This window comes from Candidatus Pantoea persica (genome assembly GCF_013753875.1).
Classification (GTDB): Bacteria; Pseudomonadota; Gammaproteobacteria; order Enterobacterales; family Enterobacteriaceae; genus Pantoea; species Pantoea persica.
The window spans coordinates 298,120-324,755 of record NZ_SMDS01000018.1 but is presented as its reverse complement, the minus strand read 5'-3'; the positions used below and the strand labels follow the sequence as shown (position 1 = coordinate 324,755).

At 59.4% G+C, this 26,636-nt stretch carries 18 protein-coding genes and 4 pseudogenes; 15 read left to right on the top strand and 7 right to left on the bottom strand.

Translation table 11 applies throughout. The annotated features are described in order from the left end of the window. Positions 1-37: 37 nt before the first annotated feature. The 8 genes and pseudogenes from EIO60_RS10535 (at position 38) to tldD (ending at position 11,271) form a co-directional block, all read left to right on the top strand. A complete protein-coding gene (locus tag EIO60_RS10535) occupies positions 38-601 on the top strand; it encodes an EAL domain-containing protein (protein ID WP_258576754.1) in 564 nt (187 codons plus the stop codon). A 368-nt stretch (positions 602-969) separates the two neighbouring features. Continuing rightward, the gene (mreB, locus tag EIO60_RS10530; RefSeq protein ID WP_258576753.1) at positions 970-2,013 is read left to right on the top strand and encodes a rod shape-determining protein MreB; all 1,044 of its coding nucleotides are present in this window, start codon (positions 970-972) and stop codon (positions 2,011-2,013) included. Between the two features lie 148 nt (positions 2,014-2,161). After that, entirely contained in the window at positions 2,162-3,157 is a 996-nt protein-coding gene (gene mreC / locus EIO60_RS10525; RefSeq protein WP_258576752.1) for a rod shape-determining protein MreC, read from the top strand. After that, positions 3,154-3,642 (top strand): rod shape-determining protein MreD, encoded by a 489-nt coding sequence (gene mreD / locus EIO60_RS10520; protein ID WP_258576751.1) that lies wholly within the window; start codon positions 3,154-3,156, stop codon positions 3,640-3,642. Before mreC ends, mreD begins: the two co-directional genes overlap by 4 nt. A 57-nt stretch (positions 3,643-3,699) precedes the next feature. After that, positions 3,700-4,288 (top strand): annotated as a pseudogene (locus EIO60_RS10515) (Maf family protein). Next, positions 4,278-5,747 carry a ribonuclease G gene (rng, locus tag EIO60_RS10510; RefSeq protein ID WP_258576750.1) on the top strand — a complete coding sequence of 490 codons (1,470 nt, stop codon included), beginning with the start codon at positions 4,278-4,280 and terminating at the stop codon, positions 5,745-5,747. The pseudogene EIO60_RS10515 and the gene rng overlap by 11 nt, the downstream one beginning before the upstream one ends. A gap of 151 nt (positions 5,748-5,898) precedes the next feature. Beyond that, on the top strand, positions 5,899-9,699 hold the full coding sequence (yhdP, locus tag EIO60_RS10505) for an AsmA2 domain-containing protein YhdP (protein ID WP_258576749.1): 3,801 nt from the start codon (positions 5,899-5,901) through the stop codon (positions 9,697-9,699). A 126-nt stretch (positions 9,700-9,825) separates the two neighbouring features. Then, a complete protein-coding gene (tldD, locus tag EIO60_RS10500) occupies positions 9,826-11,271 on the top strand; it encodes a metalloprotease TldD (RefSeq protein WP_258576780.1) in 1,446 nt (481 codons plus the stop codon). An 87-nt stretch (positions 11,272-11,358) separates the two neighbouring features. Here tldD and aaeR read toward each other — a convergent pair whose 3' ends face one another. Then, the gene (aaeR, locus tag EIO60_RS10495) at positions 11,359-12,270 is read right to left on the bottom strand and encodes an HTH-type transcriptional activator AaeR (protein WP_258576779.1); all 912 of its coding nucleotides are present in this window, start codon (positions 12,268-12,270) and stop codon (positions 11,359-11,361) included. A 286-nt stretch (positions 12,271-12,556) separates the two neighbouring features. On the opposite strand from aaeR, the gene aaeX reads away from it, so the two are divergent. From aaeX to EIO60_RS10470, 5 genes and pseudogenes are all read left to right on the top strand, one after another. Continuing rightward, a complete protein-coding gene (gene aaeX / locus EIO60_RS10490; protein WP_033754795.1) occupies positions 12,557-12,760 on the top strand; it encodes a p-hydroxybenzoic acid efflux pump operon protein AaeX in 204 nt (67 codons plus the stop codon). Between the two features lie 7 nt (positions 12,761-12,767). After that, positions 12,768-13,700 (top strand): p-hydroxybenzoic acid efflux pump subunit AaeA, encoded by a 933-nt coding sequence (aaeA, locus tag EIO60_RS10485; protein ID WP_258576748.1) that lies wholly within the window; start codon positions 12,768-12,770, stop codon positions 13,698-13,700. Positions 13,701-13,711: 11 nt separating this feature from the next. Continuing rightward, the gene (aaeB, locus tag EIO60_RS10480; RefSeq protein ID WP_258576747.1) at positions 13,712-15,667 is read left to right on the top strand and encodes a p-hydroxybenzoic acid efflux pump subunit AaeB; all 1,956 of its coding nucleotides are present in this window, start codon (positions 13,712-13,714) and stop codon (positions 15,665-15,667) included. 100 nt (positions 15,668-15,767) lie between these two features. Further along, positions 15,768-17,222: an NAD-dependent succinate-semialdehyde dehydrogenase gene (locus EIO60_RS10475; RefSeq protein ID WP_258576746.1), complete on the top strand. Its 1,455-nt coding sequence runs from the start codon at positions 15,768-15,770 to the stop codon at positions 17,220-17,222. A 55-nt stretch (positions 17,223-17,277) separates the two neighbouring features. Then, positions 17,278-17,554, top strand: a pseudogene (locus EIO60_RS10470) (barstar family protein). 55 nt (positions 17,555-17,609) lie between these two features. On the opposite strand, the gene yhcN reads toward EIO60_RS10470, so the two are convergent. From yhcN to argR, 3 genes and pseudogenes are all read right to left on the bottom strand, one after another. After that, complete coding sequence (gene yhcN, locus EIO60_RS10465; protein ID WP_258576745.1) at positions 17,610-17,873, bottom strand: peroxide/acid stress response protein YhcN; 264 nt, start codon at positions 17,871-17,873, stop codon at positions 17,610-17,612. 257 nt (positions 17,874-18,130) lie between these two features. Then, positions 18,131-18,370: pseudogene (locus EIO60_RS10455) on the bottom strand (YdgH/BhsA/McbA-like domain containing protein). Between the two features lie 456 nt (positions 18,371-18,826). Then, complete coding sequence (gene argR, locus EIO60_RS10450; RefSeq protein ID WP_258576744.1) at positions 18,827-19,297, bottom strand: transcriptional regulator ArgR; 471 nt, start codon at positions 19,295-19,297, stop codon at positions 18,827-18,829. Positions 19,298-19,724: 427 nt separating this feature from the next. On the opposite strand from argR, the gene mdh reads away from it, so the two are divergent. After that, the gene (gene mdh / locus EIO60_RS10445; protein WP_258576743.1) at positions 19,725-20,663 is read left to right on the top strand and encodes a malate dehydrogenase; all 939 of its coding nucleotides are present in this window, start codon (positions 19,725-19,727) and stop codon (positions 20,661-20,663) included. 49 nt (positions 20,664-20,712) lie between these two features. Here mdh and mscM read toward each other — a convergent pair. From mscM to rsgA, 3 genes and pseudogenes are all read right to left on the bottom strand, one after another. Further along, positions 20,713-23,822, bottom strand: a pseudogene (gene mscM / locus EIO60_RS10440) (miniconductance mechanosensitive channel MscM). A gap of 37 nt (positions 23,823-23,859) precedes the next feature. Beyond that, a complete protein-coding gene (asd, locus tag EIO60_RS10435) occupies positions 23,860-24,756 on the bottom strand; it encodes an archaetidylserine decarboxylase (RefSeq protein ID WP_258576742.1) in 897 nt (298 codons plus the stop codon). A gap of 129 nt (positions 24,757-24,885) precedes the next feature. Next, a complete protein-coding gene (gene rsgA, locus EIO60_RS10430) occupies positions 24,886-25,923 on the bottom strand; it encodes a small ribosomal subunit biogenesis GTPase RsgA (protein WP_258576741.1) in 1,038 nt (345 codons plus the stop codon). A 102-nt stretch (positions 25,924-26,025) separates the two neighbouring features. On the opposite strand from rsgA, the gene orn reads away from it, so the two are divergent. Further along, positions 26,026-26,574 (top strand): oligoribonuclease, encoded by a 549-nt coding sequence (orn, locus tag EIO60_RS10425; RefSeq protein WP_258576740.1) that lies wholly within the window; start codon positions 26,026-26,028, stop codon positions 26,572-26,574. The last annotated feature ends 62 nt before the right edge of the window (positions 26,575-26,636 follow it).

The following is a 26,636-nucleotide window of genomic DNA, read 5'->3' as shown; positions in this document are numbered from 1 at the left end:
CGGGCCGCGCCTCTACCAGAAGCAGGCGGTGCTGCTGATGCGCATTTTCGATGGCGATAAAGAGGTGCTGGCGGCGGAGTTTATGCCGCTGGTGCTGCAGTTCGGTATGGCGGACGGCTGGGATCGCCAGCTGATCGCGCGCATCGCCGCGCTGTCGGACGTCTGGCCCGACGAAACGCTGGCGGTGCCGTATCAATATCGATTCGCTGCTGCAGCGCCCCTTCGTCAACTGGCTGCAAAATATGCTGCTGCAGTGCACCAAATCGCAAAGAAAGCGTTTTTATTTGAACTTGCCGAGGCAGATGTCTGTCAACACATCAACCGGTTAGCGCCGGTGTTCCGGACGTTGCAGGCCTTTGGCTGCCGCATCGCCGTCGATCAGGCGGGATTGACCGTGGTGAGCAGCGCGTATATCAAGCAGTTTCCCATCGACTTGATCAAGCTCGATCCCGGTCTGGTGCGCAGTATCGATCGCCGCACGGAAAACCAGCTATTTGTACAGAGCCTGCTGGAGGTGTGCAAATCGACGCAGACGCAGGTTTTCGCCACCGCATTGCGCACGTGTGCAGAGTGGCAAACGCTGGTCGGCCTCGGCGGGTAGGGCGATCTCTTCGCCTCCTCGCTGCCGGTAAACAGCAATGTGAAAAATTACTCACAACGCTATCCTGTTTAGTCAGTCTGGCGGTTCTCGGACAACGGCCGCGCTTTTGAGCAAAACGCGGCGCGTTATCGGCAAAATTCGCCAGCGGAAATGTTAAATTTTATTCCAAAAAGCGCCGTGGCGGCCGTTAGAATGGGATAAAGGCGCTATTCCAATTATATCATTTCTTATTGACAATCGTCCAAAGCCAATTTGGTCTATTTTTTCACCGAAGCAGAACGTTTTTGCGCCTTGTGGCGGCTTCGCGTGGTTGGTAAAGTAAGCGGATTTTATTTTCCGCCCCCAGCTTGCAGGATTATCCTTTAGATATGTTTAAAAAATTTCGTGGCATGTTTTCCAATGACTTGTCCATTGACCTGGGTACCGCGAATACCCTGATTTATGTAAAAGGACAAGGCATCGTGCTGAACGAGCCTTCCGTGGTTGCCATCCGTCAGGACCGTGCCGGTTCGCCAAAAAGCGTGGCGGCCGTTGGCCATGATGCAAAACAGATGCTCGGCCGTACGCCAGGCAATATTGCTGCGATTCGACCCATGAAAGATGGCGTGATCGCGGACTTTTTCGTGACTGAAAAAATGCTGCAGCACTTCATCAAGCAGGTGCATAGCAACAGCTTTATGCGTCCCAGCCCGCGCGTGCTGGTATGCGTGCCGGTCGGCGCTACGCAGGTTGAGAGCCGCGCGATCCGCGAATCCGCGCAGGGTGCAGGCGCGCGTGAAGTCTTTTTGATTGAAGAGCCAATGGCGGCGGCAATCGGTGCTGGCCTGCCGGTGTCGGGAGCGACCGGCTCGATGGTAGTGGATATTGGTGGCGGTACTACCGAAGTCGCGGTTATCTCCCTGAACGGCGTGGTTTACTCCTCCTCCGTGCGCATCGGCGGCGACCGCTTCGATGAAGCGATCATTAACTACGTGCGCCGCAACTATGGCTCGCTGATCGGTGAAGCGACCGCAGAACGCATCAAGCATGAAATCGGTTCCGCCTATCCGGGCGACGAAGTGCGCGAAATCGAAGTGCGCGGCCGTAATCTGGCGGAAGGCGTGCCGCGCGGCTTTACCCTAAACTCGAACGAAATTCTGGAAGCGCTGCAGGAGCCGCTGACCGGCATCGTGAGCGCCGTTATGGTGGCACTAGAGCAGTGCCCGCCGGAACTAGCGTCCGATATCTCCGAGCGTGGCATGGTGCTGACCGGCGGCGGCGCGCTGCTGCGTAATCTGGATCGTCTGCTGATGGAAGAGGCCGGCATTCCGGTGGTCGTCGCAGAAGATCCGCTGACCTGTGTGGCGCGCGGTGGTGGTAAAGCGCTGGAAATGATCGACATGCACGGCGGCGATTTGTTCAGCGAAGAATAATCGCCTCAATCGGCTGTGGCTTGAACCGAAATGCGCAGGGAGTCGCGTGGAAGCTGACGCCGCGTGCGTTGGTGTCAGGCGTCCAGCCTTGGGAAGTGCGGCGCAAGGCTGTGCATCCTTACCTGTTGTCGAGGAACAGGCAGAATATATGAAGCCGATTTTTAGCAGGGGACCTTCCCTGCAGTTGCGCCTGTTTTTGGCGGTGATCGTCGCCATTGCGATTATCATCGCCGATAGCCGCATGGGGTCATTTACCCAAATTCGCAATTATCTGGACACATCGGTCAGCCCGTTTTATTTCTTGGCCAACGGCCCGAGACAGATCCTTGACGGTATTTCCGGTTCGCTGGCGTCGCGCCAGCAGCTCGAGCTGGAAAACAAAGCCCTGCGCCGCGAGCTTTTCCTGAAAAACAGCGACCTGCTGATGCTGGGGCAATACAAGCAGGAAAACGCACGCCTGCGCGAACTGCTGGGTTCGCCGCTGCGTCAGGATGAGCAAAAAATGGTGATGCAGGTGATCTCCACTGGCACCGATCCCTATACCGATCAGGTAGTGATCGACAAGGGCAGCGTCAACGGTGTCTACGAGGGCCAGCCGGTCATCAGCGACAAAGGCGTAGTCGGCCAGGTAATCGCGGTTGGTCAGGTCACCAGTCGCGTCCTGCTGATTTGCGACGCCTCCCATGCGCTGCCGATCCAGGTTCTGCGCAATGACATTCGCGTTATCGCCGCGGGCAACGGCTGCACGGAAAATCTGCAGCTTGAGCATCTGCCAGGCAACACCGATATTCGCGTCGGCGATATGCTGGTGACCTCTGGTCTCGGCGGCCGCTTCCCGGAAGGCTATCCGGTAGCGGTGGTCTCCTCCGTGAAGGTCGATACGCAGCGCGCCTATACCGTGATTCAGGCGCGTCCGACCGCCGGTCTGCAACGCCTGCGCTATCTGCTGCTGCTGTGGGGCGCAGACAAAAACGGCGATATGCCGATGGCGCCGGATGAAGTGCACCGCGTCGCCAACGAGCGCCTGATGCAGATGATGCCGCAGGTGCTGCCGCCAGCTGGCGAAATGGGGCCGCCCGCGCCCGCCAGTAGCGGAAACGGCGCGCAGAGCGCGCCAGCCAATGCGCGCAGAGGCCAGCCTTGAGTCGATACCGCAGCCAGGGGCGTTGGGTTATCTGGCTCTCCTTCCTTGTCGCCCTTGTGCTGCAGATCATGCCCTGGCCGGAACAGATTCTGATGTTCCGGCCTTCATGGATCTTGCTTATCCTGATTTACTGGGTGCTGGCGCTGCCGCATCGCGTCAACGTCGGCTCCGGCTTTGTGCTCGGCGCCGTGATGGATCTGATCGCCGGAGCAATGCTCGGCGTCCGCGCGCTGGCGCTCAGTATTATCGCCTACCTGGTAGCGTTTAAATTCCAGCTTTTCCGCAATTTAGCGTTGTGGCAGCAGGCGCTTATGGTGATGGTGCTGTCGCTGGCGATGGATGTCATTGTCTTCTGGGCGGAATTCCTGGTGATCAATGTCTCATTTCGCCCAGAAATTTTCTGGAGCAGCGTCATCGACGGTATTCTCTGGCCCTGGCTATTCTTATTGATGAGAAAGATTCGCCGTCAGTTCGCTATTCATTAAGGAATTTATGCTATCCTTCTTTCTGGCTTCTGGCTTCTGGCTTCTGGCTTCTGGCTTCTGGCTTCTGGCTTCTGGCTTCTGGCTCGCCGTCGTGAACTGCTGACGCAGCTTGGTCTGCGGTTTGAGCGTCTCCATTACCGATGTAGAAGAGCAGCGTCGTCCCGGCGAAGCCACCGAAAGCTATGTGCGCTGTCCGGGGAACGAGAAGGCGCGCGCGGGCGTTGCCGTGGCCTAACGCGATTTGCCGGTGCTCGGCGCGGATACCATCGTAGTGCTCGACGGCGACGTGCTGGAAAAGCCGTGCGACGCCGCCCATGCCGCCGAGATGCTGGCACGCCTCTCTGGTCAGACGCATCAGGTAATGACCGCCGTGGCGATCGCCGATCGCGCGGGTTCGCTCGACTCCGTGGTGACAACCGAAGTGACGTTTCGCCTGTTCAGCGCCGAGGGTATTGCCCACTATATCACCACCGGCGAGCCGATGGACAAAGCTGGTGCCTACGGTATTCAGGGCGCTGGCGGCAAATTTGTCCGCAAAATTAATGGAAGCTATCACGCGGTGGTCGGATTGCCGTTGGTTGAAACGGATGAGTTGCTCAGCCACTTTCAGTCACTGCGTGCCGTAAGGGGATCACATGACGGCTGAATTACTAGTCAACGTTACGCCTTCTGAGACGCGCGTGGCCTATATCGACGGCGGCATCCTGCAGGAAATCCACATCGAGCGCGAGACGCGGCGCGGCATCGTCGGCAATATTTACAAAGGCCGAGTCAGCCGCGTGCTGCCCGGCATGCAGGCGGCGTTTGTCGATATCGGGCTGGAAAAGGCCGCCTTTCTGCACGCTTCGGATATCATGCTACACACCGAATGCGTCGGCGGCGAGGAGAATAAAAACTTTATCGTGCGCGATATCGCCAAGCTGGTGCGTCAGGGCCAGGATCTGATGGTGCAGGTGGTGAAAGATTCACTCGGCACGAAAGGCGCGCGCCTCACCACTGACATCATGCTGCCGTCGCGCTATCTGGTGTTTATGCCCGGCGCCTCGCACGTCGGCGTTTCCCAGCGTATCGAAAGCAAAAGCGAGCGCGAAAGCCTCAAGGCGGTGGTGGCGGACTACTGCGACGATCTCGGCGGCTTTATCATTCGCACCGCGGCGGAAGGCATCGGCGAAGAGGAGTTGGCTCAGGACGCCGCCTTCCTTAAGCATCTCTGGACTAAAGTCACCGAGCGCAAAAAGCGCAACCAGACCCGCTGTCTGCTTTATTGCGAGCTGGCGCTGGCGCAGCGCATCCTGCGCGATTTCGCCGGCGCGTCGCTGGATCGCATCCGCGTCGACTCGCGCCTCACTTGCGAGCTGCTGGTAGAGTTTACGCGCGGATATATTCCTGAGATGGCGGACAAGCTGGAGCTTTACGCCGGCAAGCTGCCGATTTTCGATCTGTTTGATGTGGAAAACGAGATCCAGCGTTCGCTGGATCGCAAGGTCGAACTGAAGTCGGGCGGCTACCTGATTATCGACCAGACCGAAGCGATGACCACCATTGACATCAACACCGGCGCCTTTGTCGGCCATCGCAATCTCGACGAAACTGTCTTCAACACCAATGTCGAAGCGACGCAGGCGATTGCGCGCCAGCTTCGCTTACGCAACCTCGGCGGCATTATCATCATCGACTTTATTGATATGAGCAATGACGAGCACCGGCGCCGCGTGCTGCACTCGCTGGAGGCGGCGCTCAGCAAAGATCGTGTCAAGACCGGCATCAACGGCTTCTCGGCGCTGGGGCTGGTGGAGATGACGCGCAAGCGCACGCGCGAAAGCATCGAACATGTGCTTTGCGAAGATTGCCCGGTGTGTAAAGGCCGCGGCGCGCTGAAAACTGTGGAGACGGTGTGCTACGAAATCATGCGCGAAATCGTGCGCGTGCACCACGCCTACGACGCGGACCGCTTCCTGGTGTACGTCTCGCCGGCGGTGGGCGAAGCGCTGAAAAACAACGAGTTGCACGCGCTGGCGGAAGTTGAGATTTTCGTCGGTAAGCAGGTGAAAGTGCACGTCGAACCGCTCTACACCCAGGAGCAGTTTGACGTCGTCATGATGTAATTCCCGTCGCGCGTCAGCAGAATCGCTGCCCGCCGGGCTAAAAAAGCGACCTTGCTTAGGGTAAACTGCGCGTTCATACCGATTATTGTCTGGCAATGGGTTGAGTATGAGAGATAACCATCCGTAAAACGCGGAAGACAAGGAGAGGTGTGTGAGGCGGTTGCCGAGGATTTTGTTACTGCTGGTTGCGACAGCAATTGTCATTGTGGCGCTGCTGGTGAGTGCGCTGCGTCTCGTGATGCCGCACCTCGACAGCTACCGCAGCGAGATCCTGACGGCGGTATCGCGCGCCAGCGGCGCCAGCTTGACGGCCGACTCGCTGCAGGGGCGCTGGGAAAACTTCGGCCCGAAGCTGCAAATCGCCGACCTGCGCGTCGATATGCAAGAGAACGGCAGGCTGACTATCGCGCGCGTCAATCTGGCGCTGGACGTCTGGCGGTCGCTGCTGCACTGGCGCTGGCAGTTTCGCGATCTCACCTTCTGGCAGCTGCACCTCGACAGCGATCGGGCGCTTTTTTCCAGCGAGGCCGAGAAAAACAGCTTCAAGCCCGACCGCATCAACGAGCTTTTTCTGCGCCAGTTCGACCATTTCGATCTGCGCGACAGCACTATCGGCTTTCGCACCCCTTCCGGCCAGCGCGCTGAGCTGGCAATCCCAAAACTGACTTGGCTGAACGAAAAAAGTCGTCACCGCGCGGAAAGCGAGGTGAGCCTGCCCAGCTTTACCGGCCAGCACGGCATCGTCCAGGTGCGGCTCGATCTCAATGACAGCGAAGGGCTGCTCAACGACGGACGCATCTGGATGCAGGCGGACGATGTCGACGTACGCCCGTGGCTCGGCCGCTGGATGCGCGACAACACACGACTCGACAGCGCGCGCTTTAGCCTGGCCGCCTGGGTCAACCTGCGCGACGGCGATCTCTACGCGGGCAATCTGCTGCTGCGCCAGAGCGGCGCCAGCTGGCAGGAAGAAGATGGCGTCCATCATCTTCAGGTCGACGGCCTGACCGCGTATCTGTCGCGCTATCAGAACGGCTGGATGGTCAACGTGCCGCAGACGCGCTTCAGCACTGACGGCGAAGCCTGGCCGGCGGGCCATTTTGCGCTGCTGTGGCGGCCGGAAAACAAGCAGCTGCTCGGCCCTGACAGCCAGGGCGAAGTGCGGGTCAGGGCGACGCAGCTGGCGCTTAACCGCATCGCGCCGCTGGTGCCGCTGTTCGCGCAGCTGTCACCGTCGCTGTTTGACAACTGGCGCGCGCTTCAGCCGCAGGGCACCGTTGAGGGGCTGGCGCTAGATGTCCCGCTGGCGCAGCCGGATCAGACGCGCATGCAGGTGAAGTGGCGCGACTTCAGCTGGCAGCCCTGGCAGCTGTTGCCCGGCGTCAGCCATCTTAACGGCGAGGCGCGCGGCAGCCTAAGCAACGGGCAGGTCAAGGTAGCGATGAGCCGCACGGACGTCGCCTACGGCGCGATGTTCAACGCGCCGCTGGAGATCCACCAGCTGCACGGCTCGCTAAGCTGGCTGCGCGATCAGAACGGACTGACGCTGGACGGCAGCGGCCTCGACATGCAGGCGCGTTCGCTCTGGGCGCGCGGCGATTTCCGCTATCAGCAGAACCTCGGCCGCGAGCCGCGCCTCGATATTCTTGCCGGTATTCGCGTCACCGACGCCGGCGACGCCTGGCGCTACTTCCCGCAGCCGCTGATGGGCAAGGCGCTGACCCGCTACCTGAGCGGCGCCATTAAAGGTGGCGAGGTCGAGAACGCCACGCTGCTGTTTGCCGGAAACCCGAAGCTTTTCCCGTTCCGCCACAACGACGGCATGTTTCAGGTCTGGGTGCCGCTGCGCCAGGCGACCTACGCCTTCCAGCCCAACTGGCCCGACGTAACGGATCTGGCTATCGATCTTAACTTCATCAACGACGGGCTGTGGATGACGGCGTCGCGCTTTAAGCTGGATGAGGTCGAGGTCAGCGACTTCAGTGCGACCATCCCCGACTACCTGAAAGAGAAGCTGCTGATTGACGGCGACATCCGCGGCAACGGCGATCAGATCGCGCGTTATTTTCAGGATACGCCGCTGAAAAGCTCGCTCGGCGCGGCGCTGGAGCCGCTGGAGATCAAGGGCAAAACCCAGGGTCATCTCAAGCTCGACATTCCGCTTGACGGCGAGCAGGTGTGCGCCAGCGGCAACGTGGAGCTGAACAACAACGCGCTTCATATCAAACCGCTCGGCACCACCATAAACAACCTCACCGGGTGCTTCCGCTTTAACAACGGCAACTTGGAGAGCGACAGGCTGCAGGGCAACTGGTTCGGTCAGCCGGTGAACGTCAGCTTCACCACCCAGGAGAATGCGCAGGATTTCGGAGTCAGCGTGAAGCTCGACGGCGACTGGCAGCCCGCGAAGCTGACGCAGCTGCCTGTGCAGTTTGCCCAGCAGCTAGGCGGCCATCTGCCGTGGCAGGGCGACGTCAACATTACGCTACCGCATCAGGGCGGCGCGCGCTACGACGTCAGCCTGAAAGGCGATGCGAAAGAAGTAAGCAGTCGCTTACCCGCGCCGCTGGATAAGGCCAGCGGCGAGGCTATGCCCATTGCGGTCAACGCCAGCGGCAATCTACAGCAGTTTGAGCTGAGCGGCAGCGTGTCGGCGCATCATCGCTTTAACAGCCGCTGGATTCTGACGCCGCAGCTACGCGTCGAGCGCGGCATCTGGCTTAACGACGCGCAGAGTAAGCCCGACCTGCCGGAGAGGGCGGGCATGGTGCTGAATCTGCCGGCGATGGACGGCGACGCCTGGGCGGGCCTGCTGGCGGCGGCGGGCGGTGCGCCACAGATAGGCGGCGCGGCGCTGCCGGGCGATTTCATCCTGCGTAGCCCGGCCGTGACGCTGGCGGGGCAGCAGTGGCACGACGTTGACGCCACGCTCAGCCAGGGGCTGAACGGTAGCCGCAGCCTCAGCGTTAAGGGATACGAAATTCGTGGCACGCTGACAATGGAGGAAAAGGCGCCGTGGCGCGTGGCGCTCGACTATCTCTACTACAACCCTGAATGGCCGAGCGGCGACGGCGCGGGCGCGACGCAGCAGGCGGGCAATATCAACTTTAGCGGCTGGCCAGCGCTGCAGCTGAGCTGCGCCGACTGCTGGCTACGCGGACAGAAGTTCGGCCGCATGCAGGCGGAACTGACGCCCAAAGGAGATAAGTTAGCGCTCACTAATGGCTCGGTAGATATTGGCAGCACGCGTCTGAAGCTCGCCGGTGAGTGGGTCAATAGCGACGACGCACCGCGCACCTCGCTGAAAGGCACGCTGAGCGGCGGCAATATCAACAATGCGGTTAACTGGTTCGGCGTCAATACGCCGCTGCGCGACGCGCCGTTCCGCATCGATTACGATCTGCACTGGCGTGCAGCGCCGTGGCAGCTATCAGAAGAGACGCTGAGCGGCACGCTGAAGACTCACTTCGGCAAGGGACAGATCGCCGACGTCAATACCGGCGCGGCCGGACAGCTGCTGCGTCTGATCAGCTTCGACGCGCTGCTGCGCAAGCTGCGCTTCGACTTTAGCGACGCCTTTAACAACGACGGCTTCTATTTCGACTCCATCAACGGCACCGCCTGGATTGAAAACGGCGTGATGCGCACCGATAACCTGTTGGTCGACGGGCTGGAAGCGGATATCGCCATGCAGGGTAAGGTTGATTTGGCGAAGCGTACTATTGATATGGAGGCGGTGGTGGCGCCAGAGATTTCCGCCTCTGTCGGTGTGGCGACCGCCTTTGTCATTAATCCAGTGGTGGGCGCGGCGGTGTTCGCCGCCAGCAAGGTGCTAGGTCCGCTCTGGAATAAAATTTCGCTGCTGCGCTATCACATCAGCGGCCCGCTGGACAAACCGCAAATCAACGAAGTGCTACGCAAGCCGCGCGAAGAAGAAGAAGAGAAGAAGTGAATTTGACGCCGCCGGGGAATTACCGCAGGCTAATAAAATCTGGCTTTATCAGCGCAGCGCCCCAGGGCGCTGCCGCAGGATAAGTGCGACACTCTCATTATCCGAGCATAAAACGAGCGAGAAATGATGACTCTGAACCTGGTAAGTGAGCAGTTGCTAACTGCTAACAATATTAATCAGCAGGACCTGTTTTCCCTGTTAGGGCAGCTTTCAGAACGTCGTCTGGATTATGCCGATCTCTATTTTCAGTCCAGCGTCCATGAATCCTGGGTGCTGGAAGACAAAATAATCAAAGACGGCTCCTGGCATATTGATCAGGGCGTCGGCGTGCGCGCGGTCAGCGGCGAGAAAACCGGCTTCGCCTACGCCGATCAGATCACGCTGAACGCGCTGCGTCAGTCGGCGGAAGCGGCGCGCAGCATCGTGCGCGAGCAGGGCAACGGCAAGGCGCATACCATGTCGGCGGTCATGCACCGCGCGCTCTATCAACCGGTCAAACCGCTTGACAGCCTGACGTGCGAAGGCAAAATCGCCCTGCTGCAGCGAGTAGACAAAGTGGCGCGCGCGGCGGACGCGCGCGTGCAGGAGGTCAACGCCAGCCTGAGCGGCGTCTACGAACAGGTGCTGGTGGTCGCCACGGACGGGACGCTGGCGACGGACGTGCGTCCGCTGGTACGCCTTTCTATTAGCGTGCTGGTGGAAGATCAGGGCAGGCGCGAGCGCGGTTCAAGCGGCGGCGGCGCGCGCGTCGGCTACGAATTTTTCCTTGCCGACGAGAACGGCGAGGTGCGCGCCGACGCCTGGGCGAAAGAGGCGGTGCGCATGGCGCTGGTCAACCTTTCCGCCGTGGCGGCGCCGGCGGGCACGCTGCCTGTGGTGCTGGGCGCGGGCTGGCCTGGCGTGCTGCTGCATGAGGCGGTCGGACACGGGCTGGAAGGCGACTTCAACCGGCGAGGAACCTCGGTATTCAGCGGCAAAATTGGCCAGCTGGTGGCGTCTGAACTTTGTACCGTTGTGGATGACGGCACCATCGAGGGGCTGCGCGGTTCACTGGCAGTGGATGACGAGGGCGTGCCGGGCCAGTACAACGTCTTGATCGAGAACGGCGTGCTGAAAAGCTACATGCAGGACAAGCTCAACGCGCGCCTAATGGGTGTCGAGCCGACCGGCAACGGCCGCCGCGAATCCTACGCGCATCTGCCGATGCCGCGTATGACCAATACCTATATGCTGGCGGGCAAATCCACGCCGCAGGAGATTATCGAGAGCGTGGAATATGGCCTTTACGCGCCGAACTTCGGCGGCGGCCAGGTCGATATTACCTCCGGCAAGTTCGTCTTCTCTACCTCGGAAGCCTACCTGATTGAAAAGGGCAAAGTGACTAAGCCGGTTAAGGGCGCCACGCTGATTGGCTGCGGCATTGAGGCGATGCAGCAGATCTCGATGGTGGGCGACGACCTGGCGCTGGATAAAGGGGTCGGCGTATGCGGCAAAGAGGGTCAGAGCGTGCCGGTCGGCGTCGGCCAGCCCACGCTGAAGCTAGATAAACTCACCATCGGCGGCACCGCCTGACAGGCGAGCCTTTTTACGCGCGAATCACAGCGCGCCGACACGGATAGCGGGGATTGCGCGGGTGGGTGCTAACGCCCGCCGTGCGCGTCAGCTGATGCGGTGCTGCTGGTACGGCTCCGCCACCTGGCGGAAATAGTCAGAGAGATAGTCGATGCAGACCTGCACCTTCAGCGGCAGCTTATCTTTCTCGGTATAGAGCGCATATACCGGGCGCAGCTCCGATTGATACTGCGGAAAAAGAATGTCGATCTCCCCCGCGTTAATCTCCTCAATTACCCACATAATCGGCACATAGGCGATGCCGTTGCCCGCTTTCAGCCAGCGGATCAGCGTTAGCAAGTCGTTGGTGACGAAGCGGCCCTGCGGCGACAGGCGCGTTATCAGCCCCTCAGGCGCAATTAGCTCGAATTTATTGTCGGGACGTACGCTGTATTCCAGCCAGGCGAAGTTATCGATGTCGGCCGGCTTTTCCGGCGCGCCGTGCTGTTGCAGATAGCTTTTCGCCGCGCATACCACCATCGGCATCGCGCCGAGGCAGCGAGAGAAGAGGTTAGAGTCCTTCAGCGCGCCGACGCGGATCACCACGTCCAGCCCGTCGGCGATCAGATCGGGCGCCGGGATCCCCGCCACCAGATTGACGCTCAGCCCGGGATATTCACGCAGCATATTGCTGGTCATCTCTGCCAGCACGTTCTGCGCCATGGTAGAGGAGCTGCCGATGTACAGCGTGCCGATGGGCGTATTTTTAAAGGCGTAGAGCTGTTCATGCACCTGGGTCGCCTCCTCCGCCAGCATGCGGCGACAGCCCTGATAGTAAATTTTGCCCGCTTCGGTCAGGCCGAGGCTGCGGGTACTGCGGTTCAGCAGCTTGACCTGCAGCTCATCTTCCAGTTTCGCTACAATCTGACTCATAGACGAAACGCTGAGGTGAAGCTGGCGCGCGGCGGAGGTAAAAGAGCCTAATTCAACCACTTTGGCGAAAATGGACACGCCTTTCAGTCATTCCATTGTTTACTCTGGCTAAAAAGTGATTCAGTTCACAATCTGTAGAAAACGTATAGTCATGCGCGTTACTATATGCGCGCCGGGGTATTTTCCGGTGATTCGCTTTTGTCCGGACGCCCTGCGTCAAATGTCTGTCGCTGCCCGATCATACGCTATTATTTACTCAGCAGTGGTTCGGATGTTGCCTTCTCAGGGAGGCTGTCCGCGAGCGTCATTGCGTCGCGGCTTGCGGCCGGACAGGCAGAGGATCATCTCGGCGAGGTCGAACTAAGGATTCCTGATGAGTGTGCTTCCGGTTTTTGTCGTGTTTGGGCTCTCGTTCCCGCCCATCTTCATTGAATTAATCGTCTCGCTAATGCTGTTCTGGTTAGTGAAACGCCTGCTGACGCCGAGCGGGATCTACGATCTTGTCTGGCATCCGGCGCTTTTTAACACGGCGCTTTACTGCTGTGTGTTCTACCTGGTATCCCGTCTATTCGTCTGAGGTTTAAGTGAAATCGCTAATAAGAAAAATCGCGCGCTACGCGATTACTCTCCTGCTGGTTATTATCGCTGTGGTTATCATCTTCCGCGCCTGGGTGTTTTACACCGAGTCGCCGTGGACGCGCGACGCGAAATTCGTGGCAGATGTCGTGGCGATTTCGCCAGACGTGACGGGTCTCATTACCGACGTGCCGGTACATGACAACCAGCTGGTGAAAAAGGGCGACACCCTGTTCGTGGTGGATCGCCCACGCTATCAAAAAGCGCTGGATGAGGCGCAGGCCGATGTCGAATATTGTCAGGCGCTGGTCAGCGAAAAACGCCGTGAGGCGGCGCGCCGCAATAAGCTGGGTACCTCGGCGATATCGCGCGAAGCGATCGACCAGGCGAATAACGATCTGCAAACCACCGAGCATCAGTTGGCGAAGTCGATCGCCACGCGCGATCTGGCGAAGATCGATCTCGATCGCACCACCATCACCTCGCCGTCTGACGGCTGGGTCACCAACCTAAACGTCTATCAGGGCGAATTCATCACCCGCGGCTCGGTGGCGGTGGCGCTGGTGCAGCAGCACTCGTTCTACGTGCTGGCCTATCTGGAAGAGACCAAGCTGCATGGCGTGCAGCCAGGCTATCGTGCGGAAGTGACGCCGCTCGGCAGCAACGTGGTGCTGCGCGGCACCGTTGACAGCATGGCGGCGGGCGTCACCAACAGCAGCAGCTCGGTGGACAGCAAAGGTATGGCGACCGTTGACTCCAGTCTCGAATGGGTGCGCCTGGCGCAGCGCGTGCCGGTGCGTATTCATCTCGATCAGCAGCCGGGCAAACGCTTCCCGGCGGGCACCACCGCGACAGTGGTTATCACCGGCCCGAACGATCGCGCCGATACTCAGGTGTCACCGATGTCGCGTCTCTTCAATCGCCTGCGTGAGTTTGGTTAAGCGGGGACGATATGATCGAGTTCATGCGTTTCCCGGTAAAGCTGACCTTTGCGCTGGTAGCGACGCTGATGATCGGCTTTCACCTCAACCTTGAAACGCCTCGCTGGGCGGTGATGACCACCGGCATCGTGGCCGGCGGCACCGCCTTCGTCGCCGGCGGCGATCCCTATTCAGGCGCGCTGCGCTACCGCGGCGTGCTGCGCATTATCGGCACCTTTATCGGCTGTATCGCCGCGCTGACGATTATGATCGCCACGGTGCGCGCGCCGGTGGTGATGCTGCTGCTCTGCTGCATCTGGGCGGGCGTCTGCGTCTGGCTCTCCTCGCTGATTAAAGTCGAAAACTCCTATGCAATCGGACTGGCGGGCTATACCGCGCTGATTATCGTGGTGACCGCTGACGCCAGCGGTGGCCTGACGCTGGCGCCGCAGTTCGCCGTGGAGCGCTGCAGCGATATTGTGCTGGGCATCCTGTGCGCCATCCTCGCCGATATGATCTTCTCGCCGCGCTCGATTAAAAAGGTGATCGACACCGAGGTCGACGCGCTGCTGGTGGCGCACTACCGGCTGCTGCAGCTCTGCGTCGCGCATGAAGATAAAGAGGAAGTCGATAAAGCGTGGAGCGCGCTGGTGCGCCGCACCACGGCGCTCGGCACCATGCGCGGCCAGCTGATGATAGAGTCGTCACGCTGGCAAAACGCCAACCGCCGCCTGAAAATGCTCAATACCCTGTCGCTGACCATGATTACCCAGGCGGCAGAAACCTTCCTGATCCAGAATTCACACCCGGAATATATCCCGCCGCAGTATCGCCTGCTGGTGGAAAAAGAGGTGGAAAACGTCGCCGACGTGCATAAGCGCATGAAGGTGATGCGTCGGGCGATCGCCGTCAGCAGCGAAGGCAAGGCGCCGGTGACCCTGGCCAGCTGGGTGGGCGCGGCGACGGAATATCTGCTGCTGCTAAAAGGGATCAAAAGCAACAGTCGCATTACCACGCTGGAGGAGAACATCCTGCAGCGCGAAATCGTCATCCAGGCTCGCTCCGCCGAAACCCATCACGCCATGATCAACGGTATCCGCACCTTTACCGCCACCGCGCTCGGCTCGCTGTTCTGGCTCTACACCGGCTGGACCTCCGGCAGCGGCTGTATGGTGATGCTGGCGGTGATCACCGCGCTGGCGATGCGCGTGCCGAACCCGCTGATGATGGCGAAAGATTTCCTCTACGGCATGATCGTCGCGGTGCCGCTCGGCACGCTTTACTTTATGTATGTGCTGCCCAATACGCAGCAGAGCGCGCTGCTGCTCTGTATCGCCATCGGCCTGCTCGGCTTCGTCAGCGGCATCTTCGTCCAGCGTCGCCAGCTGGGCACCCTTGGCGCGCTCATCGGTACCCTTAACGTACTGGTGCTGGATAATCCGATGCAGTTCGAGTTCAACGTCTTTCTCGACAACGTGCTGGGCCAGGTTATCGGCTGCTTCGTGGCGCTGACGGTGATCCTGCTGATCCGCGACAAGTCGAAGGCGCGCACCGGACGCAAGCTGCTGAACCGCTTTATGTACGCCGCCGTGTCGACGCTGACCACCAATCGGGCGCGCCGGCGGGAAAATCTCTTGCCGGCGCTCTACCAGCAGCTGTTTATGTTGCTGAACTTGTTTCCCGGCGATATCGACAAGTACCGCATCGCGCTGACGCTGATCATTGGCCATCAGCGGCTGCGCCATGCGGAGGTACCGATCAACGCCGACCTCTCGGCGTTTCATCGCCAGCTGCGCTACACGGCCAACCATGTGATCTCCGCGCGCAGCGATGAGAAAAGGCGGCACGGCTTCGAGCAGCTGCTGGCGGAGTTTGAGGTTTACCAGCAGAAACTGGCGCAGTATGACGCGCCCATCAGCGTGACCGAACCGGTGAAGCGGCTGGCCGATATGCTAAGTAAGTACCGAAACACCCTCATCCAAATCTGAATCAGGCCGCTGCACCGCGCAGCGGCACGCCCTCCACAAAACGGTCGCTTTTGCCATCTATACTTTTCTGACAGGAAAAGAAACTGACAGGAGCGAACCGATGACAACTTCTCTACACGACAGCGAATTTTTCCAGACCGGCTATCTGGCTGACGGCGAATGGCGACGCACCGCCGCCACCTTCGACGTGTTGAATCCGGCAACCGGCGAGGTACTGGCCGCTGTCGCTCGGGCGGGCCGGGCTGAAACCGAACAGGCCATTGCCGCGGCGGAGCACGCCTTTCCCGCCTGGCGCGCGCAGACGGCGAAAGCGCGCGCCGAAATACTCTATCACTGGTACCAGCTGATGATTGAGAACAAGGCTTGGCTGGCGCAGCTGATGACCGCCGAGCAGGGCAAGCCGCTGAAAGAGGCGGAAGGCGAGGTGGAGTATGCCGCCAGCTTTATCCAGTGGTTCGCCGAGCAGGCGAAGCGCGCCAACGGCGAGATTATTCCGCCGGCCAAAGCGGGATCGCGCATCCTGGCGACCCGCGAGCCGATTGGCGTGGTGGCGGCCATTACGCCGTGGAATTTCCCGATGGCGATGCTGACGCGCAAGCTCGGCCCGGCGCTGGCTGCTGGCTGCACCGGCATTATCAAGCCCGCCAACAATACGCCGCTGTGTGCCTTCGCGCTGCTGGCGCTGGCGAAAAAAGCGGGCGTGCCGGACGGCGTGCTGAATGCGGTCGCGGGCGATACCCACGCCATCAGCGATGCCATTATGTCCAGCAAGGCGGTGCGGAAAATTTCCTTCACCGGCTCGACGCTGGTCGGCAAAACCCTGGTACGCAAGGCGGCGGACACCATGAAAAAAGTGTCGATGGAGCTGGGCGGCAACGCACCCTATATCGTTTTTGAGGATGCGGATATCGATGCGGCGGTGAAAGGCGCCATCGCCAATAAGTTTCGCAATGCGGGCCAGGTGTGCGTCAGCGTGAACCGCTTCTATATCCATGACGCCGTTTACGATCGCTTTGTTAACCAGCTGGCAGATGAGGTGAAAAAGCTCAAGGTCGGCAACGGCATGGAAGAGGGCGTGGTGGTGGGGCCGCTGATTGAGGCGGCCGCCGTGGATAAGGTGGAAGAGCACGTCCAAGACGCCATCGCCAAAGGGGGCCGCATCGTCACAGGCGGCGAGCGGCACGCGCTGGGCGGCAACTTCTGGCAGCCCACGGTGATCGCCGACGCCAATGAAAAGATGAAGCTGGCGCAGGAAGAGACCTTTGGTCCGGTGGCGGCCTGTTTCCACTTTACTGACGAGGCGGAGGCGATCCGGTGCGCCAACGACACCGAATTCGGCCTGGCGGCCTACTTTTATACCCAGAACCTGCAGCGCGTTTTCCGGGTCTCGGCGGCGCTGGAAAGCGGCATGATCGGTGTCAACGAGTGTGCGGTATCGACAGAGCTGGCGCCTTTCGGCGGAGTTAAAGAGTCTGGCCTGGGGCGGGAAGGGTCGGTGCTCGGCCTAGAGGAATACTTGGAGGTCAAAACGCTGCATCTCGGCGGCCTGGATTAGCACCAGTGCGCGGGCGCGCTGGCGTTGTCCGTCAAGAAGGACAGGAGCCTTCACTATGAAAAGCGAACGTTTCGACTTTGATGAGATTGTCGACCAGTCCCATTTTTTCCGTCAGTTCAGCGAGCGGTTCGGGTTGAACGAGTGCCGCATTGGCGATCTGGACGGGCTATGGGATGCTGTCACTGGCGAAGAGCTGCCGATGCCGCTGGAAATTGAATTCGTGAATCTGGGTAAGGGACAGAAACGGCGCTACGGCGCGCTCATCCTGTTTTTGACGAAGCAGAGAAGCAGAAGAGGAGCTGGAAGGCCAGCTCCGTTTTAACGTCAAATAAGCAAAAAGGGCCCCGACAAGCGGGGCCAAGGGGTTTGTCATCAGGTGACAAGGAATTACTTATAGAGCTCAGCGGTGAAGTGATAGTTGTCGCCAGTGCGCGCCTCAATCACTTTATAGGCGCTGGCGCCTTGCTCATCAGCTTTCTGCGACAGCTGTGCGCGATAGTCCATCGGCGTGCCGGCGGTGCTGCTGATGGTGACGGTGCCCGCAGGCTGCATATTCTGTGCCTGATTGCCAGTCACTAGCTGCGCCGCCTGGGCGCCAAATGCGAGTGCGGAAAGCAGGCTAACGGTTGCGATGGTTGCTTTGATTTTCATTGTTCGTCTCCTCGTTACGATCAACAATCTGCGGGTAACGTTAAGGGATGCGGGTCGTCGACAGGGCCAGGCGTCATACGGGCGCCCAGTCGGTTAATTATTTATACAGCTCGGCCGTGACGTGATAGGTGTCGTCTTGGTTGTTCTCAATAATGCGGTAGTGGCGCACCCTGCGCATCGGCTTTCTGAGACAGTTCCTGACGAATATTGGTCTGACCGCCGTCGTGACCACTGATGCTGATGGTCTGGTTAAGGGGCTACAGCGTTTCCGCCTGCTCATTGGAAACCAGGCTGGCGGCGCTGGCACCTTGCTGTTCCGCTTTTGCATTAAGCTTGTCATTGATCTGCGTCGGTGAACCGGCAACGCCGCTGACGCTGACGGTGCCAACAGGCTAAAGATTTTGCGCCTGCTGCTGGTTAACCGATTCTGCTGCAAATGCGCCAAATGACAGGGCAGATAGAGTACTCAGAATGGCGATAGTAGTTTTAACATTCATTTTGTTTGGTGTGATTTGCATCACAGAAAGAAGTATAGAACTAATTGTGAGTGAAATTAATATTCCGCAATTAATTTTGTTGTTATTATTTATCCTTATGCTTCATTTTTATTGTTTATGGTTATGAAAAACGCATTGGAAATGCGTCAGTTATCTTTAATTAACTGTGAATTCATGGGGTTAAGCCCAGTTAACTTTTTGTGAGAACGTGACCAATAAAAATTGCTGGATGTTGATTTGGACCTGGGTAATATCGCTAATGCTGTTGTGTAAAGCAGCTTAAAATAGCGCAAAAGGGTAAGCAGAATAAAAAGCATGACCAAATCGGCGCGGCTCGGGCGAACCGGAAAGCATAAGCCAACAGCCTGAAAGAAGAGAAAACAAGCGGGATAAGGGCGTAAAAAGAGCAGGGGGGAAAGGCGACCGACAGCCAAGCTGCCGGTCAGGCAACACTGCTTACAGCTCCTGCTCGAACAGCATCAGAATTGCGTCGTGGAGCTGGCGCACGGTAAAAACACGCGCGGGCGTAATAAAGATTGTATCGTCGCCGGCGATGGTGCCCAGAATGCCTTCCGCCTTGCCCAGCGAGTCGAGCAGGCGGGCAATCAGCTGCGCCGCGCCTGGGCTGGTATGGATCACCACCAGCGCGTCGTTGTAGTCGATATCCAGCACCAGATTTTTCAGCGGGCTGGTGGTGGTCGGTACGCCCAGTTCCGCCGGCAGGCAATAGACCATTTCCATCTTGGCATTGCGCGTGCGCACGGCGCCGAACTTGGTCAGCATACGGGAAACCTTTGACTGGTTGATGTTCTCGAAGCCTTCTTCCTGTAGCGCCAGCACAATCTCGCCCTGAGAACTGAATTTCTCTTCTTTTAATAACGCCTTAAACGCTTTGATCAAATCGTCTTGTTTCGATGGGTTTCGCATAAGCTACCAATACGAGAATAAAATGCCGGCCGCCTGCCAGCAGCAGATAAATTACTATGCATATGAATGAATTTTTATGCAATCAGTCGATAAAACAGGCAGGCGTCGCGGTGTGCGGGCGGCAATGATAGCAACTATTTTCACGCAGACCAAAAACTGCGTGGGCGGGTAAGCGTAGGTTGCAAAATTGTTATACTATTGAAGTGTTATTGCTCATTACTACTATAGTTAGTCGTGCTCTATCTGCCATCGGCATCGATGCCGGTCATTCAGGCCCGTTGTGCTGACAAAAAAGCAACCCGGAGGATTATAGTGCTTCTGCACGCATAATGAACAGCGGGTTTGTCATCGTCTGAGCAGTTGATTCAGATCTGGACACAGATGGAAATTCGGCTCTACTCTGCCGCACCTTAATAAGGAGTACAGAATGAAAGTTGCCGTTCTTGGCGCCGCTGGCGGTATCGGCCAAGCGCTTGCCCTTCTGTTAAAAACCCAGCTTCCTGCGGGTTCAGCGCTCTCACTCTACGACATCTCGCCGGTCACCCCTGGCGTGGCGGTCGATCTAAGTCATATTTCAACGGCGGTAAAGGTCGAAGGCTTCAGCGGCGAAGATGCGACGCCCGCGCTCAAAGGCGCGAATATTGTCCTGATCTCGGCCGGGGTCGCCCGCAAGCCGGGCATGGACCGCGCCGATCTGTTTAACGTTAATGCGGGCATCGTGCGCAACCTGATTGATCAGGTGGCGCAAACTGCGCCTGACACGCTGATCGGCATTATCACCAATCCGGTCAATACCACGGTCGCTATCGCCGCCAACGTGCTGAAAAAGCATGGCGTTTATGACAAAAACCGGCTGTTCGGCGTGACCACACTCGACATCATCCGCGCCAACACCTTTGTCGCCGAACTGAAAGGCAAGCAGCCCGAAGAGATTGAGGTGCCGGTTATCGGCGGCCATTCCGGCGTCACCATTCTGCCGCTGCTGTCGCAGGTCGCGGGCGTCAGCTTCAGCGACGATGAGGTGGCCAGCCTTACTAAACGCATTCAGAACGCCGGCACCGAGGTGGTGGAGGCGAAAGCGGGCGGCGGCTCCGCCACGCTGTCGATGGGGCAGGCTGCGGCGCGCTTCGGCCTGTCGCTGGTGCACGCCATGCAGGGCGAAGCCAATGTGGTCGAGTGCGCCTACGTCGAGGGCGACGGCGAGCATGCCCGCTTCTTCTCGCAGCCGCTACTGCTGGGCAAAAACGGCGTAGCCGAGCGGCGCCCTGTAGGCACGCTCAGCGCGTTTGAACAGCAGGCGCTGGACGGCATGCTGGAGACGCTGCGTAAAGATATTGTCCAGGGCGAAGCGTTTGTGAAGGGCTAAGGCCGTCACCGCAGGATAAGCACGCCCGACTCGCCGGGGGTGCTTTTTTCTATATGCCGCCGGACTTAAAGGTGCGCGACGCGGGCGTGCCGTTGCTGGCGGGCGCTTTCTTGCCCAGCGTCTTCATGCGCACTTGGAAAGGCGGGAAGGGCATCTCCATGCCGTGCTCGGCGAAGCCTTTCAGGATCAGCTGGTGCAGCTCATGACGCAGCGGTATGCTGTGGCCCATTTCGGCCGCGTGGATGCGCAGTTCGAACAGCTGAATACCCTGCTGCAGATCCACCAGGAACACCTCCGGCGCAGGCATATCCAGCACATAGCTACAGCGTTCGCACGCCTGCCGCAGCACCGTGGTGATCTCTTCGCTGTTGACGTGCGCGGGCGCAGGAATGGTCAGCACGACGCGCGTCACCGAGTCAGAGAGCGACCAGTTAACGAACTGCTCGGTGATAAAGGCCTTGTTCGGCACGATGATCTCTTTGCAGGCCCAGTCGACGATGGTGGTGGCGCGCGTGTTGATGCGCGTAATGCTGCCGGTGAGATCGCGGATGGTCACGGTGTCGCCGATGCGAATCGGTTTTTCGAACAGGATAATCAGGCCGGAAATAAAGTTGGCGAAAATCTCCTGCAGGCCGAAACCAAGCCCGACGCTGAGCGCGGCGACCAGCCACTTCAGCTTCGACCACTCAATGCCAGTCATCAAGAAGCCGATCAGGCCGCCCACCAGCATCAGCACATATTTGGTCAGCGTGGTAATGGCGTAGCCGGTGCCGGCGTCAGGCTTAGGTGCTGCAGCAGCACCAGCTGCGTGGTAATAATCAGCACTAGAATGGCGATAAATACCGAGCCCAGCGTAATCGGCTGCATGCTCTCGACGCCCTGTACCGTGGTGCTGACGTCCCACAGGCGGATATTTTCTAGGAAGCCGAACGCGGAGTGAATCTCCGACCAGAGCACAATCACCGACACCAGCGCCAGCAGGGTCAAAATCGAGCACACCAGCCGCAGCGACTGGGCGCTGATGGCGTCCAGATCGATAATCGGCTCCTCCACATCCGGCTCGGCGTTGGCGGCGCCTGCCTCTTCCTCCTCCTCGTTGCGCGCGCGGTTCGCCAGCATATCGGCGTGCCGCTGACGGGCGCGGTCGAAGGCGATGCGGCGCCGCTGGATCAGCATCCAGCAGCGGATAATGTGGTAAATCACCAGCAGCAGGAACCAGATGGCGATGGAGGTTTCCAGCCGCGCCTGCGCGGTTGCCAGATAGCCGATGGTCGAGGCGAGGGCGGCCGCCAGCGGAATGGCGATCATCAGGTTCCACAGCACGCGACTCACCAGATTGTCGCCGTTACCCTCTTTATCGAGATAGAGTGGGATGCCGGCGCGCTTCAGGCTAACGATCACGATAGAGCGCGCGCCGCAGATTAGAATAAAGCAGAGTCGACCGATCCTCCTTATTAGCGAAGGCGATCAGCAGCATGATCAGCGGCACAATCAGGCCGATAGTCAGCAAGTAGTAGCGCATGGCGCGCGCGACACGCCGCTGCGGCCAGCGGGAGTGCACCACAAAAAGCCCGTTAGGCCGGGCGAAGGCGGCGCTGATCATAAAGGCCCACAGCAGCGACAGCGTCGCGGTAATGCCGTTGCCGAACGCCACGGCGATCGGGTAGGGCCAGGCGTGCTGCAGGCCGAAGCCGATCGCGGCCCACAGCACCGGCAGCGCCACCAGGATTGACCAGAAAACGGTGCGCAGCGTCAGGCGGAAGCGATCCTAGGTCACCTTGCCCACTTTGCTCGCCGAACGCGGAACGTGTTGAAGTGGCGGCGCGTGCGGATGCTGAAGCCAACCAGCAGCAGCGCGCCGACCATCAGCAGCACCGTTTCGCGGCTAGTGACCATCATCGCCAGCGCTTTGCCCAGCTGGCTGAGGGTATAGAACGACAGCAGGCGCGAGAGATCGCGCGCCACTTCGACCGGATAGCTCAGGCCGATCGGGCTGATATCCGCCATCCAGAAGAGATAGCGGTGGGTGGCGTCTTTGACATCGGTCAGCGCATCCTGCAGCTGGGTATTGGCCACCTTGAGCTTGGTAATTTCGAGGATCAGCGTGTCGCAGCCGGAGATCAGCGAGTTGAGCAGCTCGCGCTGGGTTTTCAACTGCGCATCAAGAATGCGCCGCTGTTCCGCGGTAAAGGGCTGGCCGTCGGGCTGGTGCGCTTTGCGCAGCACCTACTGCTGCTGCTGCAGATCTTCATAGCGCAGGCGCTGCACGCGCAGCTGCGCCATCTCATTGTCGATTTGCTGCGATTTGGGCATCTCAGGCAGGCGCGCCACCTGGGGCGCAGCGCTTCACTGAGCAGATTGGAGGCGCCCAGCCACTGCGACTTGTTCGTGCAGTGTGCATAACGCCTGACGCACCTGAATAATTTGGTTGGTCGCCAGCCACTGCTGAGAGGCCACCAGATCCATGCGCTGCGCCTGCTGATTCAGTGCGCTGGAGAGGTCGCGGTTGACGCGAAACTGATCGCTGATGGCGGGCGGCAGATCGCCGCTGTTTTCCGCCAGCTGCTCGGTGTGCGCCAGCTCCTGACGGTTATTGGCGGAGAGCTGCTCCAGCTCGAGTGCATCGACGCGCGCTTTGTTCAGCGCGTTCTCCGCCTGCTGCGCCCACGGCGAGGCGGCAGCGCCGTTTTGCAGACGGCGGTCGCTTTCATTCATGGCGCGACGCGTGTCGGTCTGCTGCTGCGGCAGCTGCGAGAGCAAATCGCTGATCTCGCGGGCGCAATCCTGTTCCTGATGCGCCTGACGGCCCTCTTCCAGCAGCTGGCTGCTGACCTGCAGAATCTCCTGATTGAGCTGAGCGCTGCTCATGGCGCCGCGCACGCTTTTGCCGCCGTCGTCCAGCGAAGCGATCTGCTGGCGCAGCTCGCGCACCAGGCGGGGAAAATTGTCGATAACCTGCTGATACTGCTCTGCCTCTGCGCGCGTCAGCGACGCATCGCGTTCGGAAAGGGTGTTTAGGGCGGCTTCGAGGGATTGCACCTGTTCAGCCTGGGCAGGTGAGGTTTTTGCTGCTTTCGCTTCCTCCAACGCCTGTTTAAGTTGGCTGGTCTCTGGCACCGTGGCCGCCAGTGCTGAGGTGCTGAGCCAGAGGCTCAGCATCAGGAAGAGAAAGGATCGCACAGCACACTCTTAGGGATTAGTCGGCGATGATATCGACGGGAGCGGACGGCGGCAGCACGATGGCCAGCGGCTGACCCAGACGGGTCTTGCTTTCCGCTTCCAGGCTCTCCGCCAGCTTGACGCGTCCCGGTGCGAAGAGGTTGATAACCGTGGAGCCGAGCTTGAAGCGGCCCATCTCCTGGCCCTTCAGCAGCACAACCGCGCCTTCATCTTCCGCGGCCGGATAGTGCCAGCGCTTAATCACACCTTCGCGCGGCGGCGTAATGGTGCCAGCCCAGCTGGTTTCGATACTGCCGACGATGGTGGCGCCGACCAGAATCTGTACCATCGGACCGATATCGGTATCGAAATAGCAGATCACGCGCTCGTTGCGCGCAAACAGGTTCGGGATATTGCGCGCCGTCAGCGGATTGACGGAATAGAGATCGCCCGGCACGTAGATCATCTCGCGCAGAATGCCGTTGTACGGCATATGCACGCGGTGGTAGTCGCGCGGCGCCAGATAGGTGGTGACAAAGTCGCCATCGCGGAAGCGCGCCGCCATCTCTTGCTGGCCTGCCAGCAGCGCCTCCAGCGTGTAGTGGTGACCCTTCGCCTGAAAGATCTGATTGCCGTCGATGCGACCAAGCTGGCTGATGGCGCCATCGGCAGGCTGCACAATCAGGTTGGCGTCGGGATCGATCGGACGCGCATCATCTTTCAGCGGGCGAACGAAGAAGTCGTTAAAGGTGCGGTAGCTGGCGGTGTCGGGCTTGCGCGCCTCCGCCATATCGACTTTGTAGAACCAGACAAAGAGATCGATCACCAGTTTGGTCAACCAGCCGCGGCGGCGGCTGGCTCCCCAGCCGGCGAGTTCGGTCAGCCATTTTTTCGGCAGTACATGATTCAGGCCGAGTTTTATACGATCAAACACCTTAGCCTCCTGGCTTAATTTCGCGTCAATCAAAAGGGGGGGGGCGCATGATAGCTGCGCCCCGGTCAGATGGCGAATTTCCCCGTTGCGCTGCGGCGTACAGCGAAATCGGCTGGCTCGCAGCAGGGATCAGGCGTCACCGTCAGAGAAATTCTTGCGCGTTTTCACCTGCGCCATGCTTTCTAAAATACGGTGATAGTTGTCAAAGCGCGAAACATCTATCTGGCCCGCTTCGACGGCGGCGCGAATGGCGCAGCCGGGATTGTTGCCATGCTTACAGTCGCGGAACTTACAACCGCCCAGAAATTCACGAAATTCGACAAATCCGCGCGTGATTTGTTCCGGTTCCAGGTGCCATAAACCAAACTCGCGCACGCCCGGCGAATCGATCACGTCGCCGCCGTGAGGAAAGTGATAGAGGCGCGACGCGGTGGTGGTGTGCTGGCCCAGCCCGGACACGCCGTTGGTCAGGATGGCGGTTTCCGCCGCCGCGTCGAGGCCGAGCAGGGCATTAAGCAGGCTCGATTTGCCGATGCCGGACTGACCGGCAAAGACGCTGATGCGATCGGTCAGGGCCGCTTTTAGCTCCGCCAGGCCCGCTTTGGTGTGGCTGGAGACCATCAGCACGCGATAGCCGATACGGCGGTAGATATCCATCTGCTCCTCAACGAAGGTGTGCGCCGGCTCATCCAGTAGATCGGTTTTGTTCAGCACCAGCAGCGGCTCGATACCTAAGGTCTCGCTCGCCACCAGATAGCGATCGATGATATTCAGCGACAGCTCGGGCAAAATCGCCGACACGATAATGATCTGATCGATATTGGCGGCGATTGGCTTCAGGCCGTCGTAGTAGTCGGGGCGCGTCAATACGCTGCTGCGCTCGTGCACCGCTTCGACGATGCCCTTGCCACCGCTTAGCGTCGGCCGACAGACCACGCGGTCGCCGGTGACCAGCGAACGGATGGTGCGGCGGATATTGCAGCGGTGCACGTCGCCTGCGCTCGCCTCGACGTCTGCATGCATGCCGAAGCGGCTGATCACCACGCCTTCCGCCGCTTCACCAAACAGGTTGTCGTCAGCTTCCGGCACTTCACGCTGTTTCAGACGACGCTGATGGTTGGCGCTGACGCGACGTTGTTGACCTTTCGACAGTTTATTTTTGCTCACACATCCTCTCAGGAGTTGGCCACACTTCGCCCTGCCGGGCAAAACGTCTATGATACACTTTATTCACTATCGATGACGACTACGGCTACGGCGGGAAACAGCATGGCAACAGGAAATGAAAACAATCTGATTTGGATCGATCTGGAGATGACCGGGCTGGATCCAGAGCGCGACCGCATTATTGAGATCGCCACGCTGGTGACCGACGCGAACCTGAATATTCTGGCGGAAGGGCCGGTGATGGCGGTACGCCAGTCCGACGCGCAGCTGGCGCTGATGGACGACTGGAACGTGCGCACTCATACCGCCAGCGGCTTGGTGGAACGCGTCAAGGCCAGCGAATTTGACGATCGCGCCGCCGAGCTGGCGACGCTGGCGTTTTTAAAGCAGTGGGTGCCTGCTAGCAGCTCACCGATTTGCGGCAACAGCATCGGTCAGGATCGCCGCTTCCTGTTCAAATACATGCCGGAGCTGGAAACCTATTTCCACTATCGCTATCTTGACGTCAGCACGTTGAAAGAGCTGGCGCGTCGCTGGAAGCCGGATATTCTGCCAGGCTTTAAAAAAGCGGGCACGCATCAGGCGCTGGATGATATTCGCGAATCCGTCGCCGAGCTGGCATACTACCGCGAGCACTTTTTGCAGCTTTAGCGGTGATTAGCGGTGAAAGGTGCGCAGGAAAACAGCGTGTTGCTGCTTTAATCGGCAAACGA